The sequence below is a fragment of the Streptomyces sp. NPDC042002 genome (assembly GCF_055588305.1).
The window spans coordinates 203,029-222,306 of the sequence record NZ_JBVJCT010000006.1 but is presented as its reverse complement, the minus strand read 5'-3'; the positions used below and the strand labels follow the sequence as shown (position 1 = coordinate 222,306).

Annotated in this window: 12 protein-coding genes; 1 reads left to right on the top strand and 11 read right to left on the bottom strand. The window is 71.6% G+C overall.

The window, feature by feature from the left end; all coding sequences use genetic code 11:
- Positions 1-4: 4 nt before the first annotated feature.
- The 9 genes from ACZ6KY_RS12535 to ACZ6KY_RS12495 form a co-directional block, all read right to left on the bottom strand.
- Entirely contained in the window at positions 5-1,342 is a 1,338-nt protein-coding gene (locus ACZ6KY_RS12535; protein WP_469310289.1) for a hypothetical protein, read from the bottom strand.
- A 159-nt stretch (positions 1,343-1,501) separates the two neighbouring features.
- Positions 1,502-2,035, bottom strand: a complete 534-nt coding sequence (locus tag ACZ6KY_RS12530) for a DUF7144 family membrane protein (RefSeq protein ID WP_469310288.1) — start codon at positions 2,033-2,035, stop codon at positions 1,502-1,504.
- A 307-nt stretch (positions 2,036-2,342) separates the two neighbouring features.
- On the bottom strand, positions 2,343-3,440 hold the full coding sequence (locus tag ACZ6KY_RS12525; RefSeq protein ID WP_469310287.1) for an LLM class flavin-dependent oxidoreductase: 1,098 nt from the start codon (positions 3,438-3,440) through the stop codon (positions 2,343-2,345).
- Complete coding sequence (locus tag ACZ6KY_RS12520; RefSeq protein WP_469310286.1) at positions 3,440-3,964, bottom strand: SRPBCC family protein; 525 nt, start codon at positions 3,962-3,964, stop codon at positions 3,440-3,442. The genes ACZ6KY_RS12525 and ACZ6KY_RS12520 overlap by 1 nt, the downstream gene beginning before the upstream one ends.
- 206 nt (positions 3,965-4,170) lie before the next feature.
- Positions 4,171-4,620 carry a winged helix-turn-helix transcriptional regulator gene (locus tag ACZ6KY_RS12515; protein ID WP_469310285.1) on the bottom strand — a complete coding sequence of 150 codons (450 nt, stop codon included), beginning with the start codon at positions 4,618-4,620 and terminating at the stop codon, positions 4,171-4,173.
- A 181-nt stretch (positions 4,621-4,801) separates the two neighbouring features.
- Positions 4,802-6,115, bottom strand: coding sequence for a TIGR02679 family protein (locus ACZ6KY_RS12510; protein ID WP_469310284.1), 1,314 nt, complete (start codon positions 6,113-6,115; stop codon positions 4,802-4,804).
- Between the two features lie 65 nt (positions 6,116-6,180).
- On the bottom strand, positions 6,181-10,386 hold the full coding sequence (locus tag ACZ6KY_RS12505) for a TIGR02680 family protein (protein ID WP_469310283.1): 4,206 nt from the start codon (positions 10,384-10,386) through the stop codon (positions 6,181-6,183).
- The gene (locus ACZ6KY_RS12500) at positions 10,383-11,630 is read right to left on the bottom strand and encodes a TIGR02678 family protein (RefSeq protein WP_469310282.1); all 1,248 of its coding nucleotides are present in this window, start codon (positions 11,628-11,630) and stop codon (positions 10,383-10,385) included. The genes ACZ6KY_RS12505 and ACZ6KY_RS12500 overlap by 4 nt, the downstream gene beginning before the upstream one ends.
- The gene (locus ACZ6KY_RS12495) at positions 11,627-13,309 is read right to left on the bottom strand and encodes a TIGR02677 family protein (protein ID WP_469310281.1); all 1,683 of its coding nucleotides are present in this window, start codon (positions 13,307-13,309) and stop codon (positions 11,627-11,629) included. Before ACZ6KY_RS12495 ends, ACZ6KY_RS12500 begins: the two co-directional genes overlap by 4 nt.
- Positions 13,310-13,492: 183 nt before the next feature.
- Between ACZ6KY_RS12495 and ACZ6KY_RS12490 the strand changes: the two genes are divergently transcribed.
- Positions 13,493-14,020, top strand: coding sequence for a hypothetical protein (locus ACZ6KY_RS12490; RefSeq protein WP_469310280.1), 528 nt, complete (start codon positions 13,493-13,495; stop codon positions 14,018-14,020).
- A gap of 38 nt (positions 14,021-14,058) precedes the next feature.
- On the opposite strand, the gene ACZ6KY_RS12485 is transcribed toward ACZ6KY_RS12490, so the two are convergent.
- Positions 14,059-16,719 carry a beta propeller repeat protein gene (locus ACZ6KY_RS12485; RefSeq protein ID WP_469310279.1) on the bottom strand — a complete coding sequence of 887 codons (2,661 nt, stop codon included), beginning with the start codon at positions 16,717-16,719 and terminating at the stop codon, positions 14,059-14,061.
- A gap of 377 nt (positions 16,720-17,096) precedes the next feature.
- Positions 17,097-19,277, bottom strand: a complete 2,181-nt coding sequence (locus ACZ6KY_RS12480; RefSeq protein ID WP_469310278.1) for a protein kinase family protein — start codon at positions 19,275-19,277, stop codon at positions 17,097-17,099.
- Position 19,278: the final 1 nt, after the last annotated feature.

Sequence of the window (19,278 nt, the reverse complement as noted above, 5' to 3'; positions counted from 1 at the left end):
GTCGTCAGGCCGGGCTCTTGGCCATGGGGCCCGCCTCCGGTCCGTCGATCGAGCCGGTGAGGTGCGGGGCGCCGTCGTCGTCGAGGAACTCGACCACCGCCAGGGCCAGCAGGGCCAGGACGGCGATCCAGATCGTGACGGCGGCCGTGGGATAGCTCCAGACCAGCAGGATGACGGCGGCTACCACGACCACGGTCCAGTTCAGCCACTTCTTGACCCGGTGCACCCACGCTCCGACCGCTCCGAGGTCGAACCCTGTCGCCGTGCGCAGGGCACCGATACCGCCGGTCCAGGCGGCGAGGACCCGCCCGGCCGCCCGGCCGCTGCCGGTCAGCCAGGCCGCCAGCGCCACGACGACGCCCAGGGTGATCACCATGCGTACCGAGGCCCGCAGGTAGCGCACCAGGGTGTCGAAGACCGACCCCGCCGCGGCCTGGGACGCGTCCGCCGGCAGGCCGTCGAGATAGAGCGACCGGAAGATCCAGAGCGCGATGCCGAGGACCGCGGCCCCGGCTGCCACGAGGAGCGCCGCCGTGACGAGCGCACGGCGCCTGCGTACGGCGAGCAGCACACCGCCGGCCGCCATCAGGAGGGTCAGCACGGGCAGCCAGAACCCGACGATCTCGAGCAGTCGGTAGATCTTCTTGGCCTTGCCGATGGACTTGGAGGTCATCACCGTGAAGTCGGTGTGCACCTCGGGGATCTTCGCGGCGACGCCGAGTCCCTGGTCGACGAGTGACTGCTTGACCTTGTCGATGACAGGGGCGAGGTCGATGACGACGGCGTCGTTGGTGAGCTTCACCGCTCCGCCGCCGCTTCCGGTCAACGCCTTGTCGACGGCGGAGTGGGCCTTCCTGTTGAGCTCGGTCCACAGGGTGGCGAACGCGTCGCTGCTGACGAACTTCAGCGCCACGGTGTGCACGAAGTCGGTGAGGCCACTGGTGATCGGGCCGCTCAGCGGGCCCAGTGCCTTGGTCAGGCGGGGCCGGTCGGCCGGGGCGACCGACTCGAGCAGCGTCTGGACGTCGACGTGCTGCATCACCGCTTTGGTCACCCGGTTCGCGACGGCGTTCTGGACGTCCGGGTCGGAGGCGAGCGGCTTCATGGTGGCCACGTACCGATCGGTGTTCCCGATCAGGTCGCTCGTCCAGGCCGACACGGCGCTCAGCGGGGTGAGCAGGGCCGCGAGGAGGATCAGCACGACCGCGAAGAACGAGCGGACGCGGTGATGCTCGACCCTCGGCCGGCGCTGCTCCAGTTCGGCGACCCGGGCGCGCAGGTCGGCGATCTCGTGTGCGTCGCCGCCGCTCGCGCCGCCGCCGCTCACATGTCCGGCGCTCACGTCGCCGCCTCCGGATCGCTGATCGTGTCTGCCCGCGTCCGGTCGATCACGTCATTCATGGCGTGTCTCGTTCCGCTCGGTCCAGTTCATGGGGTTCGACGGCATACGACAGCACCCTTCTCGGCGGCGCTCGTTCGGCGACGGGATGAAAGGAGTGCGTCAGCGCGGCTGACGGGGTTCGGGCCGGTACGTGGCCAGTGCCCAGATGATGAAGACATCGATGGCGATCAGGATGACCGACCAGATCGGGGCGTACGGCAGGAACATGAACTGGAAGAGCATGCTCAGCGAGGCCAGCGCGATGCCGGTGATCCGGGCCCACCCGGCGTCCTTGAGGATCCCCCAGCCGGTGACGGCGGCTATCGCGCCGAGGATCAGCAGGATCCAGCCCCAGCCGGTGAGGTTGATGCGGTAGACGTAGTTGTGAACGCGCGCGTACACATCGTCCTTGGCGATCGCGGAGATGCCCTGGAGGATGTTGAGGCCGCCGTCCACCAGCAGGAGGACACCCGCGAAGGTGGCACCGCCGGCCGCCCAGTCCCCGCCGCCCGCGGGCGGCGGCCCCACACCTCCCGCGGCGGGCGCGGCTCCGGACCACTGGTCTCCCCACAGCGGCATGTCGCCGCCGCTCGGCTGGGATCCCGTACCACCGCCGGGCGGGGGGCTCGGAGGCTTCGAAGAGTCCTGGCTCATGTTCGACCACCTAGATGCGCTGTCGGCCGGGGGCCGTCCCCGTACCGGAAGCATCGGGGAGTTCGAGCGTCAGCCCACCGCCCCCTCCCCCGCCACGGGGAATCCGCCGATCGGGTGAGGGACGGCTGTCGTCCGGCCGACGTCACGGAGCCGCCGGCCGGGCACCCGGGGGTTGCCGGTCGCCCGCGCCTCCAACCCGAACGACAGCCACCGAACACGCGGGCCGACCGGCGGACTCCGCGTCAGCCTCTCGGCGGTAAGGCGGTAACCGGCCACTCGGCAGTGGCCGGCATCTCAGCAGTGACCGCTACTCGGCGGTGACGGACCGCTCAGCAGCGACCGGACCCTCGGCGGTGACCGGATCCACGGCGGTGACAAGATCCAGCGCACGCCCGAGCGTCGTGAGCCGCTCGTCGAGGGTCTCGCCCGCGGGGTAGAGGCGGACCGTGTCGACTCCGGCGGCGCGCCAGACCCGGAGCCGTTCGCGGACCATGTCCTCGGTGCCGATCAGGGTGGTGCCGAGGACCATCTCGTCGGACACGAGCCCGGCGGCGCCGTCCCGGTCCCCGGCCTGCCAGCGCTCATGGATCTCGGCGGCGATCTCCGCCCAACCCTGCCTGCTGTAGGCCGCGTTGTAGAAGTTGGTGGTGGCCGAGCCCATCCCGCCCAGACTGAAGGCGAGTTCCTTCTTCCGGCCGGCGACCATCGCGCGCAGCGCGTCCTCGTCCTCGGCGAAGGCCACTTCCGCGCCCTGGCAGACATCGAGGTCGGCGCGGCTCCGGCCCGCCGCCGCGAGGCCCGCGTCCAGGTGGTCGAAGTACGCCTCCTTGGCGCCCTCGGGCACGAAGCTGGTGCCCAGCCAGCCGTCCGCGACCTCCCCCGTCAGCCGCAGCATCTTCGGCGAGAGCGTGGCCAGATAGACCGGCAGGTCGTGCTCGGCACGCATGGACATCCGCATGGGCCGCGCCTCGCCACCGGGCAGCGGGATCGTGAACTCCCTTCCCTCGTACGAGAGTTTCTCCCCGGCGACGGCCTGCCGGACGATCTCCACGGTCTCCCGCATCCGGGACAGCGGACGCGCGAACGGCACGCCGTGCAGTCCTTCGATCACCTGGGGGCCGGACGGACCGAGGCCGAGGAGGAAGCGCCCGCCGGAGATGTTGGAGAGCGTGATCGCGGCCCGCGCGATGGCCGCGGGGGTGCGGGTCCCGAGCTGGATGATCCCGGAACCGAGCAGCATCCGATCGGTCCGTGCCGCCAAGTAGCCCAGCGGAGAAGGGGCTTCGGAGCCCCACGCCTCCGCGACCCAGCAGATGTCCATCCCGAGCTTCTCGGCCTCGACCACGAAGTCGACGGTCTCCCGCCAGTCGCCCGTCGACGCCTCGATCGTCGTGGAGGTACGCATCACGCACCCGCCCCTTCCGCGCTCTCGGCCAGCTTCCCGATCGCGGCGACGGTGTCCGTCATGCTCCGCTCGAACTCCCGCAGCCGTACGAACACGATCTTCTGCTCCTTCTCCGGCATCCGGTCGATCGCGAAGGAGAGCCCCGAACGACCCGGCCCCATCCGCATCCACTGGGTCAGCTCGGTGCCGCCGCCCGTCTCCTCCAGGCCGAACCGCCAGACGGCGCTGGGGTGTTCGGGGTCCACCACCGCCCAGGCGAACGCCCGGTACGGCTCGCACTCCACCACGTACGAGGTGGTCTCCCACTCCCCCAGCGACTCGTGCCTGCTGCGCCCCACGAAGCGGGCGCCGACCGCCGGTCCCGTCGCGCCGTCGAGCCACTCGACCGACTGGAGCTCCGCGCTCAGCTCCGGCATCAGACGGATGTCGGACACGAGCTCCCACACGCGTCGCGGTGGAGCGTCGATCCGTATCCGCACCTCGACCGTCGGCTGGTCCGCGTAACGCGCGCCCGTCCACTCCATGGGTCTCCGGCCTTCCTCTCGTCTCCCCGGGAACACATCACCCTAGGGCCCTGACCTTGAGAGTTGCGTAGATAGACTTACCTGTCAAGGAAAACCGCTCCCGGCACACAGGCCGAAAGCGGAAGCCCAAGCGGCAGCGGCAGCGGCAGCGGCAGCGGCAGCGGCAGCGGCAGCGGCAGCGGCCAAGGATCCCGCCCGTCCCGCGCTCAGGCGGTGAAGCGCTTCCGGATGTCCGGGCGCTCGGCGAGGTGCGGCGGGTAGCCGGGACCGAGTCGCGGATGGGTGTCCTCGGCCGTCATCGGCTCACCACAGTCGGCGCACACCACAGCGGCGTCGCTCTCGTGCCCGCAGCGGTCGTGATGGAAGACGACCGGCGGCCCCTGCTCACCGCTGAGCCAGCGATTGCCCCAGCTGTTCATGGCGGCCAGCACCCCGAAGAAGTCCCGGCCCATCTCGGTGAGCACATAGTCGTACCGCACCGGATCCGTCTGATAGGCCCGTTTCTCCATGAGCCCCTCGTCGACCAGCCGGCGGAGCCGGTCGGTCAGCGTGTTGCGCGCGATGCCGAGCTCCTGCTGGAACGCGTCGAAGCGCTTGATCCCGTAGAACGCCTCCCGCAGCACCAGCGGCGTCCACCAGTCGCCCAGCAGATCCATCGTGCGCGCGATGGAACAGGGCCAGTTCGCAAAAGAAGTCCGCCTCACTCGCCCAGCATACGAGGGTCTCGGAAAAGGACCCAGCAGATCGCACCGGGTCGGGCGCCTTGGGCAGCCGAATCCAGGAGTGCTCGCACCTGTGTGCCTGCCTCCGCATCCGGACCCGTGCCGCGCCCGCTCCTCAGCGCCCCCGCCCTGCCCGACCGTGCCTCTCCAAGTCGGAAAGCAAAGCGTCGAGTACCACCTCTTCCTCGACCCGGACCCCGCGTTCGGCGAGAGCGACGGCCAGGCCGGGATCCCATGGAGTGGCGGCGGGCGGGCCCGTCAGCGTCGGGGCGGCCTCGCCCATCCCGGTCGCCGCCGCCCGGTAGTGGGCGGCCGTGTAGCGCCAGGGCAGCCAGGGGACACTGCGCCGCAGCGCCGTGGCGATCCGTACACCGCCCCAGTCGAAGTCTCCGTGATAGAGGAGGCCGGCTCCCTGGGCGGACAGGCCACGCAGCAGGGCGAGCGCGGCGGCCGAGGGCTGGCCCTGGAGACACACCATGGGCGGGCAGGCCGCGCCAAGGGTGTCGGCGGCGGCGGACAGCACGGCCGGGTTCTCGCAGACATGGACGGTTCCCGTCGCCGGAACGGCGGGAGCCTGCGGGTGACGAGTGAGGGAGCGCAAGGTCAGGACCACGGGCTCACCGGCATCGGCCATCCAGTCGAGGGACGGAGTGCCCCGTAGGTTCAGGGAGAGGACGGTCGATGACACGTCGTCCTTGAGCAGACCGGCCGACGCCCACGCGTCCCGCCGCCACTCTGCACCGGCCCCGTCGGGGAAACCCGTCAGGGAACGCAGGCCCGACAGGACGAGAGCGGCGAGCGGCGTCCCCTCGTCCAGGGCATGCGCGCCCGAGAGGTTGCGCGCCGCGAACGTCGCCCGTGACGTCGGGGGTACGACGGGCAGCGGGCGCAGCGCCCGCACCGCGGCCTCCACCAGGGGGCCGGCGGCTTCCGGTGTGTGCGCGAGCCGCCGTACGAGACCGTCCTCGCGTATCCGTTCCGCCCAGTCGGCGAGCCCGGGACCAAGGATGCCCAGGGGGGCGTACGCCGCTTCCCACGCCCGCGCCTCTCTCTCCCGCGCCTCGGCGTGCGGCGTGACGGGGCCGGTGAGGGTGACGACGGCGGCAGCCAGTCCGTCACGGCCGGCGCCGGAACGGCGCAGGATCGCGTCCACCGCGTCGAGGCGAACGGTCAGGGAGCGGCCGGCCTGTGGCGCCCGACCCAACAGTCGTTCGACGGCGCGGCGTTGGGATTCATCGGGGTGGGACAGCGTGACCGGGCCGGTGAGCGCGCGGCCGCGTTCCATGCGTTGGCGGACCCGATCCAGAATCCAGCCGAGGCCAGGGTCACCCAGCAGCCTGCCGAGGCGTTCGGCGTCGGCCTGTTCGACGGCTTGCGGTGCCGCGGAGGGCACCGCTTCCGCGACGCCCGTCCCGTCTTCATGCCCCACCGGACCCCGAGGGCCGGCCTCCCATGCCGTCCTCCCGGTCGTCGAGGACGGCGGCACGGGAGGTTTCATGTCCACGAGGACTCCCGCTCCTCGGTGCCGTTCACGGCGTCCCACCCCTGCCCAGCGGACGGTGCCATCGCCCCACCCGGCGCCCCGACCGCGGCCGGCTCCGTCGGGATGTTCATCTGTCCGACGGGCTCCGTGCCGCGCCTGCGGTCGCGGCCGTCCCACTCCCACCGGGTCACCAGGACGGCGGCGATGTCGTCGACGCGGGAGAGCTGGGCGATGGCGATCCCGGGCACCTGCGGGTAGCAGGCCCATTCCCGTTCGCTGGTCATGACGACGTCGAGGTCGAACGCGCGCAGCAGACCGAGGCACTTGGCGCGGGAGTCGTCGTCCACGCCGGCGAACGCCTCGTCCAGGGTGACCAGTCGCGGCGCGTGGGCACCGCCCGCGCTCGCGTAGTGGGAGGACGCGGCGGCGAAGAGGGGCACGGACGCCGCGAGGACGCGTTCACCGCCGGAGGCGGGCCCGGTGGCCGGTACCCACTTGCCGTGCTGGTGGCGTTCGACGCCGAACTCGTGCCAGGCGCGGTAGTCGAGGGCGGCGGTGAGATCCTCCAGCCAGCTGCCGGTGCTGTCGTCGGCCTGGCGGCGCGCGATCTGTTCCTGGAGGAACGCGCCGACCGCGTCCCTGTCGCGCGGTGACCAGGCGTCGGCGGACTGGCGCAGTCGTTCACGGGCCGCGGCCAGTCCCTGCGGGGCCCGGCGGGACGACCGCCAGACCAGCCGCAGCTTCATTCCCGTCGAGGTCGGGCGCTCCTCCAGCTCCTTGTTCATGGCGCGCACCTGCCGTTCGGCGGCGCCGATCAGCTCCTGAAGCGTGCCGGCGACCTCGGTGATCAGATGGGTCTGAAGGATCTCGCGCTCGTGCGCGGACAGGATGCGGGTCAGTTCGGCGACCTCGGCGGAAAGGGCTTCGGCGAGTTCGGGGACGGCGCGTTCGCGGCCCTGGTAGACGATGTCGACCCGCATACCGTCCTCGCCCGTCCGGGCCGTCGCGGTGTGTCCGTGCCGGGACAACGCGTCCTGGAGTCTGCTGAACTCCTCGCTCAGCCGCTTCTGTACGCGCTCCCAAGCCGCGTCCGAGTCGTCGGTGGCGGACAGTTGGGACTCGATGGCGCGGGCGAGGTTGACGGCCGGGGTCGCCGCCCAGGCCCCGCCGTCGCCGTCCGGTACGACGGCGTCGGGAAGGCCGACGAGGAGCAGCCCCGTCGAGGCGAACCGCTGCAGGGCCGCGACGGCCCGCTCGCGAGCGGCGGTCGCTTCCGTGACGCCTTCGCCGAGCTGCTCGATGCGCCCTTCGGCATGGCTGGCGCGGCGGTCCGCCTCGCCGATGTCCTCCTGGGCCCGCTGCCGTTCGTTCTCGCAGTCGCGTGCGGCCGTGGTGGTCGCCTCCAGCCGTCGCTGGAGGTCGGCGACGGCTGCTCCGACCGTGGAGCGGAGCGTGCTGAGGTGTTCGTCCGCGGCGGCGGCGAGCCGGGTCGCCGCCGCCGTGCGCTCCGCGAGCTCGTGGACCCGGAGTTCGGCCCGTTCGGTCTCCGCCTGCTCGCCGGTGACCGCGTGCTCGGACTCCACGCGTTCTCTCAACGTCGGCCAGAGCGCTGCGAGGAGAGCCGTGTGGTCGGCGAGTGCCTGGAGCACTGCGCCCAGCCCGGCCCGGTCGGCGGGGAGGTTCATGTCGGCCGCGGTCTCGGTGAGTTCGGCGCCGGCTCGGTGCGCGGCCGCGTCCGCGCGGGCCAGGTCCGCCATCCGCTCGCGGTGCCGGGTACGGGCCCGGTGGGCCGCGTCGGCCGCGGCGGTGACGCGCGCGTGGGCCTGGCGCAGGGCGTCGTCGCCGGGTACCGCGGCGAGTTCGGCATCGAGGACACGGCGGCGCTCGGCGACAACGCGCCGCTCCTCGGCCAGTTGCTCCCGCTCGACCTCCAGGACACCGATTTCGATGCGCAGTTGACCGATCCGGGCCCGGCGCGCCTGCTCCCGTGCCCCCTCGCCCACATACTGGGCGCTGTCCTTGGCCCAGCTGCCGGCCAGCGCGCCGACGCGGAATCCGCCGTGTACGGAGACCCAGGTGTCGTTGCCCTCGACTCCCCAGGGGGTCGCCCCGGGCCCGCCGCCGTCCGGTCCGGCCAGTCCGATCGCGGCGAGCACCCGTTCGACCGTCCGCTCCCCCACGGCGGCGGCCCGCGCGTCCGCGTGGTCGACGGCCGGGCACAGCGCGCGGTCGAGACCTGCCCCGCCGAACGGGTCGGCCGGGTCGAGCAGCACGTCGTGGCCGTCCACCGCCACCGCGGACCCGTCCGGCCGCACCCAGGCGTCGAGGAGTCCCGATGCCTCCAACGCGGCTTCCAGTCCCGCGCGTTCGGCTTCGGTGACGTGGGGCCGGAAGTCGACGAGCCGCCACAGCGGGGCGCCTGGCCCTTGTTCCCGGACCTGGGGCGTGCGGGTGTACGGGGCCGACGGGCCGCGCTGCCCGCCCCTTTCGCGATCGGCCAGCTCCTCGACCGCGAGGCGCTGCCGCTCGGCCCGCCCCGCCTCCCGGTGGGCCAGAACGGCCGCCCGGTCGGCCAGTTCGGAGGCGAAGGCGCGATGGGCCCCGGCCGCCGCCGCGAGCGCGGGGTGGGGGCCGTCCAGACTGCTCACCCAGCCCTGGACCGCGTCGAGAATCCCGGGCAGGCCCGGCAGGCGCAACTCCGTGCAGCGGGACAGACGTTCCCGCACCTCCGCGATCAGTGCGCGCCCCGCTCCGGCGGCGTTCTCCTCGGCCTCGGCCAGCCGTTCCCCGCTGTGCACGACCTCTTCGTCGGCCTCGTCGGCGCGCAGCCCGGCCGCTCCGCGGGCCTCCTCGGCGCGTTCGGCCCGGGTGGCGAGTTCCTCCACATGGGCGACGGCACGCCGCCTGCGCGCTGTCGCCTCGTCCGCCTCCCGGCGCAGGGCCGCCTCGGGTGCTCCCTGGGTCCGGGGGGAGTCGAGGCGGGCTGTCGCGGCGGTCTCGTCGACCCGGCCCTGGATGTCGTCCAGCGCCCTGAGCGCCGCGGTGCGCCGATGGCCGGCGGTGGCGAGCCGGCCGAGGGCCCGGGTGTGGGCCTCGGCCGCCGTCCGGCGGTCCTCCTCGGCCCGCGTCCGTTCTCCTGCCGTACGGGAGGCGTCGGCCGCCGCCTGTTCGAGCTCGCGGGCGTCGCGCATCTCGGGTCCGGTGCGCAGGGCGGCGTCCTGGGCCTTCAGCCGCGCGGCCCGCTCGTCGAGTGCGGCTGCCCTTTCCCCGGCCTCCTTCCGGTCCGTCACGGCCTGTTCGCGATCGGCCTGCGCCTTGAGGAGTTCACGCTGGAGGTGCTCGTAGCGGGCGTGTTCGCTTCGGGGCAGGCGGGCCCGGCGCCGGGAGGCGATGCGGGCGTAGCGCCGGTAGTGGTCGAGGAACGCCGACGACGCCTGTTCCGCCTCGCGGGCCGCCCGCAGTTCCTCCTTCTCCTCGTCCAGCGACCTGAAGGCCTCGGCCGCGTCGGCGATGACCGCCTGGTCCATCGGCGGCAGTGCCTCGGTCAGCGCCCTGGACAGGGCCGCTTCGTTGGGCCGCTTGGACAGTTGCGGCTGGCGCAGCTGGATCAGCAGGTCGACGAGTGCCCCGTAGCGGCGCTCTCCGAGCCCGAAGAGCGCTTCGTCGACCGCTCTGCGGTACGTCTTCGCGGTGTCGTAGACCATGCCGTGCCCCGCGACCGCCTCCGCGAGACGGTCCCGGGACAGGGCCGTGCGGGTGGCGTCGAGCAGGTCGAGGTCGGCGCCGATCCGCTGGTCCGTCACCGCGAACCAGTGGCGGGCGATGCCGCGCCCGGCGACCGCCTTCAGTCCGCAGAGCAGGGTACGGAAACGCGGCTCGCCCGTGGTCTCGTCGAGCCGTCCGAACTCGATCCAGGTGTAGCCGAGCCGTTCCGGGTGCGGGTGTTCGCCGCCCAGGAGGAGATTCCATTCCATGCGCTTGCCCGGGTCGCCGTCGGGTTCGACACGACGGGCGGAGAGGTCTCCGTCCAGCAGGAACGGCAGGGTGAGGGCGAGCACCTTCGACTTGCCGGTGCCGTTGTTGCCGCGCAGCAGCAGCCGGCCGTCGCGGAACCAGAACTCCTCGACGTCGTAGTGGAACAGGTCGACGAGCCCGATGCGCAGGGGCCGCCAGCGGCCCGGCGTGGGGTTGGGGAGCGCGGTCACGGCGCGGTTCACCTTTCGTCCTTCACGATCAAGTTCGGTGCCACAGGCGGGTGATGGGCACGCCCCGGCTCCCTGACGACGGGCTCGCCGACCGCGTACCTCGCGAGGGCCGGTCGCGGAACGACACCCTGCTCCGTGCGCTCGGCGAGTCCCAGCGCCACGATCTTCTCCAGGGCCTGCTCCACCAACTCGGGCTCCGTTCCCGGCTCTCGCGCCGACTTGGCCCAGAAACCACCGTGCACCGCGGCCAGTTCACGCACCCGGGCAGCGAGTTCAGCGGGATCGACCGGCCCGTCCGCCCGTGCCAGATGCCCGGCGAGCAACAGGGTGATGTGCCCGTGCGTACCCTGCTCCGGCATACGTACGTCGGTGAGCTCGTCGTGCGGGTCGACCATGGCGACGCCTTCGGAGCGGACCTCGGCGACCAGTCCGGTCAGTTCGCCGATGCGCGCGGTGATGAAGCCGCGCTGTCTGGTCAGATAGGCCAGTTCCTCGTCGGTCAGGTCGTCGTAGTAGAGCACCGGGTCGTCGAGGAGGCGGCGGGTCAGCTTCCAGCGGATCGCGCGGAATCTCAGCTCGTCGCTGTCGAGCGCGGTCTGCGCCGTCATCTCCGCCAGGCGTTCTTCGAACCCCTGGGATTCGATCAGGGAGGGACCGCGCCGGGCCGCGGGCATCCCCGCGAGCACGCGCCGCCTGACGTCGTACAGCACGTCTCCCGACCGGCTGACGTACGCGTCCTCGTCACCGGCCACCCGTCGCAGCACTCCGAGCCGCAGCAGCAGTCGCACGACGGCCGCGAGGTCGACGCGCTCGTCGCGCCGCTCCAGGGTGAACGTGATTCCGGCGGCGACGAGTTCGGGGTCCGCGGCGGCCAGGACGACCTGTTCGGCGAGGCGTCCGAGTGCCACCTGCGACTCGCCCCGCTCCAGCGCGGCCAGGGTCAGGCACAGCAGGACGTAGCGTCGCCGCGTGAAGGGCAGCGCCGACCGGCCGGCCTCGCGGGCCGGGTGCGTGGCGTCGGTGAGGGTCCCCGGCGACTTGCGCAGCCGTGCGGCGTCGGCGTCCGCGCGCAGCGTCCAGCCGACGTTGCGCTCGAACCACTCCCGCAGTTCGGCGGAGTGCCGGCGCACCATCCGGAAGGCGTCGGCGTACGGCCCGTCGGCGGTGAGCAGGGGCTCCTTCAGCAGGGCTCGCGCGGCCCGTTGCAGATCGGCCTCGCGCTGGCCGTCGAGAACCTCGGCCAGGGGGCCGGTCATCGGTCCTCCCCCATGGGCGCGGCGGTCCGGGAGGGCTGGTGGGGGACACCCGCCCGGGGGACGGACACGGCGGTCGCCGGACCCGGCTCGGCCGGGGCGAAGGCCGGACCGGCTGACGCGTCGGCCGGGCCGCTCGCCCCCGCCGTGAGGTCGACGATCTCGACCAGGTGATCCGGACCGCTGAACACCCCGTCCGGCGTGCGCACTTCGGCCGTCGAGCCGTCACCGGGCGCGGTCAGCCGGATCTCCATCGAGCCGTCCCCGCTGGTGGCCGTGGTGTTGGTCATACCCGGCCGCCAGGTGGCGAGGGCGTCGCCGAGCAGGCGCAGGAACAACTGGAAGGACACGGAGTCGAGTTCCGCCAGCCGGGACAGCCGCACCGGGCCGCCCGTCACGAGCTGGCCCCGGGCCTCTCTGGCCTCCCCCGCCTGCCGGGCGGCGATCTCGGAGAGCCTGCGCTTCGCGTCGCCCCGGTCCGCCACCCTGCGGGGCTTGCCGCGCCGCTCGTAGCTGCCGGTACGGCGCAGTTGGGGGCTGATCCGCAGCGGTCGCGCCTCGCGCCACGGCGTCGAGGCCGGCTCCGGTGAGGCGGCACGCTCGGCCAGCGTGTCGGCGTCCACCGTCAGATGCCGGGAGGAGTACAGCCCGAACGCCACCCGCCACAGCCTGTGTCGCGTCTCGTCGTCCGGCGCCTGGGCGAACCAGCGTGCCAGCACGCGGAAGTCGGCCGAACGATCCGAACGACCCGCCCGCCGCTCATTCAACTGCCTCACGACCGAAAGCAGTTGCGGAATCGATCCGAGGGCCCGTCCGCGCAGCAGCCGGGCCTGCGACGCACGCTCCTCCGACGAGACGAACCACTCCGCGAGCCCGGACCACCGGGCGGCCCACTTCTCCCGCCCCGCCGCCTCGGCCTGGCCGGCGTCCTCGGGAGCGGCGTCGGCGGCCTCCCGGACCGCGGCGAGCCGCAGCAGCGGTTCCACCCGGCCCTGCGCCTCCAACTCCCCGATGAGCAGGGCGATCCGCCCGCCGAGCGTGATGAGGTCCTGGATGAACCGCTCCAGGTACTGGATCAACCGGTCCTTGTACGCGAGGAACGCCTCGATCTCGATGTCGTGCAGGTCGATGGTCCTCTGGAGGGACCCCATGAAGGCGCGGGCGTTGTCCGCGAGATCGGTGAAGCGTGCCGTCAGCACGGACAGGGCGACGTACGCCTTGGCCGGGTCCGGCTCCTCCTCCGCTGCGATCACCAGCAGCGCCCGCAACTGCGTGACGATGTCGTGCAGGGCGACCGCCTGGAGCTCCCCACGCCGCCCCAGCACCTCGTCGTACGTCCCCAGCGCCGCCTCGGCCGCCTCGCCGGCCCGCGTGAGCTGGTAGATGTAGCGCTTCCGGTAGAAGTCCTCGACCGCCGTCACCCGCGCGGTGTCCGGATCGGACCGCAGATTCCCCCATCCGACCAGACTGTCCAGCGCCTTCACCACCGCCTCGACATCACCGGGCCGACTCCCCGGCTCCATGGCGGCGTGCACATCCTCCGGCCGCAGATGCACCGCGAACCGTTCCTTGGCGGCGAGGAAGGCCCGCATCACCTGCCGGTAGAGAGCGGCGTTGGGGACGGTGAGGTGCGCGAACGGGGTGTAGTCGGCGGGATCACGGCCGGGCGTCTGGACTGTCATCGTTGGTCCATAATCCCGGACCGGCATCCATCACCCTGCACGATGTCCGATTTTCGCCCGTCTTTTCGCCCGGCCGAGTAAGCGGCGGGGCTTGGGCCCACTGCGATGCCGCGGGCGGGGCATGCTGTTGGTCGGACGAGCGGGCCGGGAGGTGCGGACATGCGGTGGTGTGCCGGAGGGTGGATGGTCGCCGGAGTACTGGTCCTCGCGGCGTGCGGCGCGTCGGCGGGTGGCGGATCGACGGGCGGGCCGTCCGGGAACCCCTCGTCGGGACCGTCCGCGGGTGCGCCGACGCGCGCCTCCGCGGACCCTTCCTCGACCGCCCCGGCGAGCCCGTCCACTCCTCCCCTCACGCCCTCCGCCTCGCCGGGGAAGTGTGCCGCCGGGCATGCGAAGGTCGGCGTCGCCCCCGGTGACGCGCCCGAACGGCACCTGTGCGTGCGGCCCGGCACCACGGTCTCCCTGGTCCTGCGGCCGCGGAACGACGACAAACGGTGGACGGGCGCGCTGAGTTCCGCGCCGGTCTTCGCCCTGGTGTCGGGATGGCAGGTGGCGGCGGACGGCACCGCCCGGGCCTCGGTGCGCTGCGCCGGGACCAGGGGCGGCACGGCGGACGTCACCGTGTCGGCGAAGGCGCCGGATGTGGCCGGCGCGCCGCGCGCCGCCTTCACCCTGCGCGTGAGGGTGGTGCCCTACACGACGCAGGGGTGATCCCGGAGCCCCGGGATCACCCCTGCGGCTTCGCCGCGTCAGCCGCAGTCGCGCACCTTGATCGTGTAGATGCCGCGGCCGTGCGTGGCCGCGTACAGGGTGGCGCCGTCCGGGCTCAGCTTCAACTGGAGCACGGCGACCGCCGGAAGCTGCCCGACGCGCTGCCACGTCGTACGGCCCGGCGCCCGGTAGACCACGCCCAGGTCGGTGGCGACGGCGAGACCGCCGTTCGCCGTGACGACCGCGGAGTTGGCCGGCACGTCGGGGAGGTTGGCGGAGATGTCCTTCCAGGTGGTGCCGCCGTCGGTCGACTCGAAGACGTGGCCGACCCCCGCGCCGGGCCCCTCGGTCCAGTGCCGGGAGAAGCCGTTGACCGCGAGGAACACATGACTGGCGTTCTTCGGGTCGATGGCGAAGCCGCTGAGGTAGCGGTTGGGCACCGCGCCGTCCGTGCCGGTGGCCGGCAGGGTGATGTCGTGCCAGCCGGTGCCGTCCGCGTTGCCGACGGAGATGCCGCGCGCGAAGCCCTGGTTGTTGCACGGGCCGCACCACGCGGCGTACACCTTGCCGCCGGACGCGGCGACGGCGGTCGCGGTGCGCCCGGTACCGAAGTCGTGGACGCTCGTCCACTCGTCGCCGCTGCGGATGGCATAGCCGTGTGTCTGCACCCAGACGTGACGGCCGCCAGCGATCCATGTCGAGCTGTTCTTCATGTCCGTCGCGAGCGGGGCGATGAAGCGGGCCTCGCTCGTGGCGTTGTCGGCCGGGGCGACGTTGTACGACGTGACCTTGCTGGGGTCGGTCACCCAACTACCGTCGTTGACGGCGCAGTTCTGGGTGACCTGGACGGAGAGGTAGACGTATTCCTCGGCGATGTCACAGCCGTTGGCCGGGTCGGTGAGCGTGTCACCGCCGTCACCGCCGAAGTTGGAGCCCATCACCTTGTCGTTGCTGCGCAGAATCGACTGGCCGTTGTCCTGTAGGCCGCCGGTGACGGAGACTCCGCCGTACGTACGGTCCTTGCCGATGCCCACCGAGTAGTACTGGAGGGTGTCGATGGTGCCGTCGTTGAGGGAGGTCCAGTCGGTGGCGTGGCCCGAGGAGTCCTGGGAACCGCTGACCGGGCGCTTGTAGGCGCCGCCGTCGTTGCCGACGTACACGTAACTCTTGCCGTGATAACCGCCGATGGCGACGCCGTGCTGGTCGGAGTGGGTGGTCTGGTCGCAGTCGCCGGTCTGCTTGGCCGGGTCGATGCTCCAGCAGGAGAAGCCGAAGTTCCAGTACGGGCCGACGGTCGACCAGTTGCTCCCGCCGTCCTTGGTCTCGTAGACCTCTTCGAGCCCCGCGTACACATGCTCCGCGTTCGCCGGATCGACCGTCAGGAACTGGTTGTACCAGGCCTGCACGCCCGGCATGTATCCGCTGGAGGTCAGCGCCGACCCGTCGGCCGCCAGCTGCTGGTAGTCGGCGACCTTCGTCCAGGGGCCGGTGGGAGAACCGGACTTGGAGACGTAGATGCCCTCCAGACCGCTGTCCGGGTTGGTGTTGAGCTGCTCAGGCGACTGGTCGATGGCGTAGTAGCGGGAGCCGTCGGCGGAGCGGGCGAAGGTGACGTCGCCGACGTTGTCCGGGTCGGCCGGCAGGTCGCCCAGGCCACTGGTGATCCGCGTCCAGGTGCCGTCCGGGCCCTTGGCGTAGAAGCCGTTGTAGTCGTCACCGCTGCGCCAGCCGACCGCGAGGACCACCTTGGCGGGGTTCTTCGGGTCGATCGCGATGTCGTTGGTGATGTTCTTGTACGGGGCCGAGGCGTCGTTGGCCAGCGAACCGCCCGGCAGGTAGTCGGGGTTGGGCGCGTACTCCAGTTTCCAGGCGCCGCCGAGGGTCTTCGTGGAATGGCTCCAGACACCCTCGCTGGTCGCCGCCCACACCTTGCGGCCGCCGAAGCGCAGTTGGTGGATGGTGGTGCTCTCCAGCTCGTCACCGCCGACCCTGCCGTGGGAGGAGAACGTGCCGTGGTGCGGGTCGCTCAGCACGTACACCCCGCTGCCGAGGTACGCGTCCGCGTTGGTGTTCGCCTCGCCTGTACCCAGCCACAGACGCCCGGACCCGTCCAGCGCCAGCGCGCCGGTCGACTGGGAGGACAGCTTGTCGCTGATGGGCTGCCAGTGCCCGCCGCCGGACCGGGACCGCCATACGCCACCGCCCGCGCTGCCCGCGTAGACATACCCGACACCGTCGGCAGCCATCGCGGCCATCCGCCCGGTGACATTCCCCGAACCGCCACTGGAGTTGGAGTCGTAGTCGCGGTAGCGCGCGTCGTCGGAGTTGTACGGCAGATCGGTGACGTTCCGCCAGCTCCCGCCGGTGGAGGGCAGGTTGGCGAGACTGTTCCAGGCGGCACCGTACGCGCCGGGTGCGACGACGCCGGGCGAGGTGCGGGCCTCGGCGTACTGGTCGGCGCCCTCGGCTATCTCGTCGGCTTCGTTTCCGTCGTCACCGCCGTCGTCGTCCGCCGTCGCCTTGGGGGTGACAGCGCCCACCGACTGCGCTCGCTCGGAGGCGAGTTGCTTGAGGGCACGGGCCCCGAAGGGGCTGCCGCCCCGGCCGGGCGCCGCACCCGCGGGTATCGCGACGAGGGCGGCGGAAGCGGTGATGGCACAGATCGTGAGCCACCGTCTCTTGCGGGTTGTTTCTGACACCAGATCCTCCCGAACGAGCTTCGACAGAGCCGTCGCAGGAGACCCGACCATGCGGGCAGGAGGACGTCCGCCACTTGGACAAAGCTTTGAGCGGGACCTGCCATTCACCACATCCGCACCGGATGCGGGCCGTGCGGTGCCTGACGTCGTAGAGGCGCTACGCCCCCCGGCGGCAGCGCCACGGGGTTGGCCGACACCTTGGCCACGGCACCGGGGCCGACCGCTCAGGCTGGTTACCGCGGAGCCACCCAAGTCCGCGTCGTATCAGCGTCCATGGACATCACCCGATCCAAATGACCAAGGACAGAGGCAACTTGGAGCCGGGCATCCCGTTTCACCACACTGCGCACCACGGTGTGTGGCGGCCGGGCATGACATCAGCGACCGGTGCAGAGGAACCGCATGTAGCGCGTGTACGACAGCCCACGGTGCCGGAGCTTGGCGGCTTCCCTCGATGCGCTCAACGTGCCGTGCAGCACACTGTTCTGCTGGAGTGCGACCGCGCGTCGGCCAAATTCCTGGCGCTGTTGCCGGGCTCGGTCTCCGGCAAGCGTGTTCTCCCGGGAGAGCCGTTCTTGTCCCTCCTCCAAATCCTTCCGTGCCTGTTCGCGTGAGGCCTCGGTCCCGGACTCCACAGCCTTGCGCTGATCGGCGAGTTGAGCCCGGCGGCGGGTGCTGTCCCGCTCGATCAGCTGTCGTTCCGCCGGGCTGAGAACCATCGGCTGCTGGGCGACGGCCGACGCGTGCAGGTCATTACGCCAGATTTCGAGGGCGATGGCCTTGGCCTCGCCGATCCCCTGCACGTTGACGGTGCGGCCGCCGTTCAGCACGAGCAGGGCCCCGGTGCTGTTGTACGAGCTGTTCTGCACAGGCCGGTAGCCGGTGAAATCGGCGGCCGTTCGGATGCCCGCCGCGGCGAGACGGGCGGCAAGTGTCGGCCCGATGCCGTGCGGCGGGGACTGCGCGATCAGTCGCCGGCTGAGCCGCTCTCGGACGAACGCGGACTGCTTGTCGGCGAGCGCTTTGCCCAAGGCTCTGCGGAGTTCCTCCGCGAGCCCGTCGATCTTCTTGTCGATCTCGCGCTGCTTACGGACCTTGCGCTGCTCGGCCTCCTTGAGCTCGGCGTGGTACTGCGCTCTGAGCTTGTCCTGAGCCTGTGGATAGGCGTTGGTCCGCTTCAGCTCCGCCGCGTCGAACTTCGCCTTGTCCTTGCGTAGCTTCTCGGCTGCCTTGGCAGGGTCCTCAAGCTTGGCCAAGTCGTCCGTCAGCCCGGCCAGGACGGCCCGTGACCGAGCCCTCTCCGCGCGGCGGCTCCAAGCGAAGGTGGTCACCACAGCGGCGACAATGACTGGCGCCACGGCTGCGATGAGGGGCTGTGGGAATCCGACGACAATCATCAAGGCGGTCGCGGCCAACAGCAGCGGCCAGAGCACGGCCGTGACGACGTCCAACGGCGTCCTGTAACTGAAGCTGTCCGGTGAAGTGGTGGAGGGCGCGGACGACGACGGGGAGGTCTGCGTGGGAACGTGCCCGGTCATCCAGCCGGGCAGTCCGCCCGTGGCCGGAGCAGGTGCCGTGGGGAGAGCGGACGCTGATGTGCTCGTCGTCGCAGCGGTCCGCTGCTTGGGAATCGCGTTGGCAAGCGGGGGAAGCAGGTCCAGCGGCTGGAAGGCCAAGGACCTCACCTGGTCAGCAAGGCCCCTCACCGTCGGGTCGGGATGGGCGAGCAGCGTCTGGAGCCCGGTGGAGCCGCCCGGATTCTTGAAGTCTTCCTCGGTGAGCAGCAAGAACTCACCACTGGGCTCGTGCAGCCGATGCCACAGTGCCGGGTCGGCGGCGGTCGCCTTCAGCGACATGAAGATGACCCAGGCGGAGAACCGGTCGAGCGCCGCCCCGAAGTCATCGTTTCCGCGCAGGGGCGACTGGTAGTTGCGGTGGCCGCGCTCGGTGCCGCCGAGGCCCGCCAGCGACGGCACGTACATGCCGTCGTAGTCGACCAGGCGCAGAGTGTCATCGCTCGCGACGAGCAGGTTGCCGTGCTGGAGGTCACCATGGGCGATCTCGTGTTCCGACAGATCGCGGGTCAGCGCCTCGAACCGGTCGGCCAGACGGTCGACGGCGAACCGGTCGGTGTGGTTGTCGTCGAGCCAGGAGGACAGCGTGACAGCGTCGATCCAGTCCATCTTCAGGACCGGGTACCGCTCCCGGCCGACGCCGATCGCGTCAGGGAGGTACTCGAAGCCGAGCTTCCAGGGCTGGGAGAGCTCGGCCGCGTCCAGTTGCCCAAGTCTGCTGCTGATGGCCTGGTAACGGCGTTCCTGGTCAGGGACGTGGCGGGTGAAGCATTTGACCGCGTACCGCCGACCCGACGCGGCCGAGGTCAGCGAGAACACGCTCGCGAAGGCGCCGGAGATGGCGCGGGGCAGGCCGAGCTTGGTCAGTTCCGGCCGTGCGCCCTTGAGTTCGGGATGCTCGAAGCACAACCGCGTGTGCTGCAAGGCCTCCGCGTAGTCGGCACCGCTGGGGAACTGCCTCTGCTGGCCGGTGGGCGAACCCACG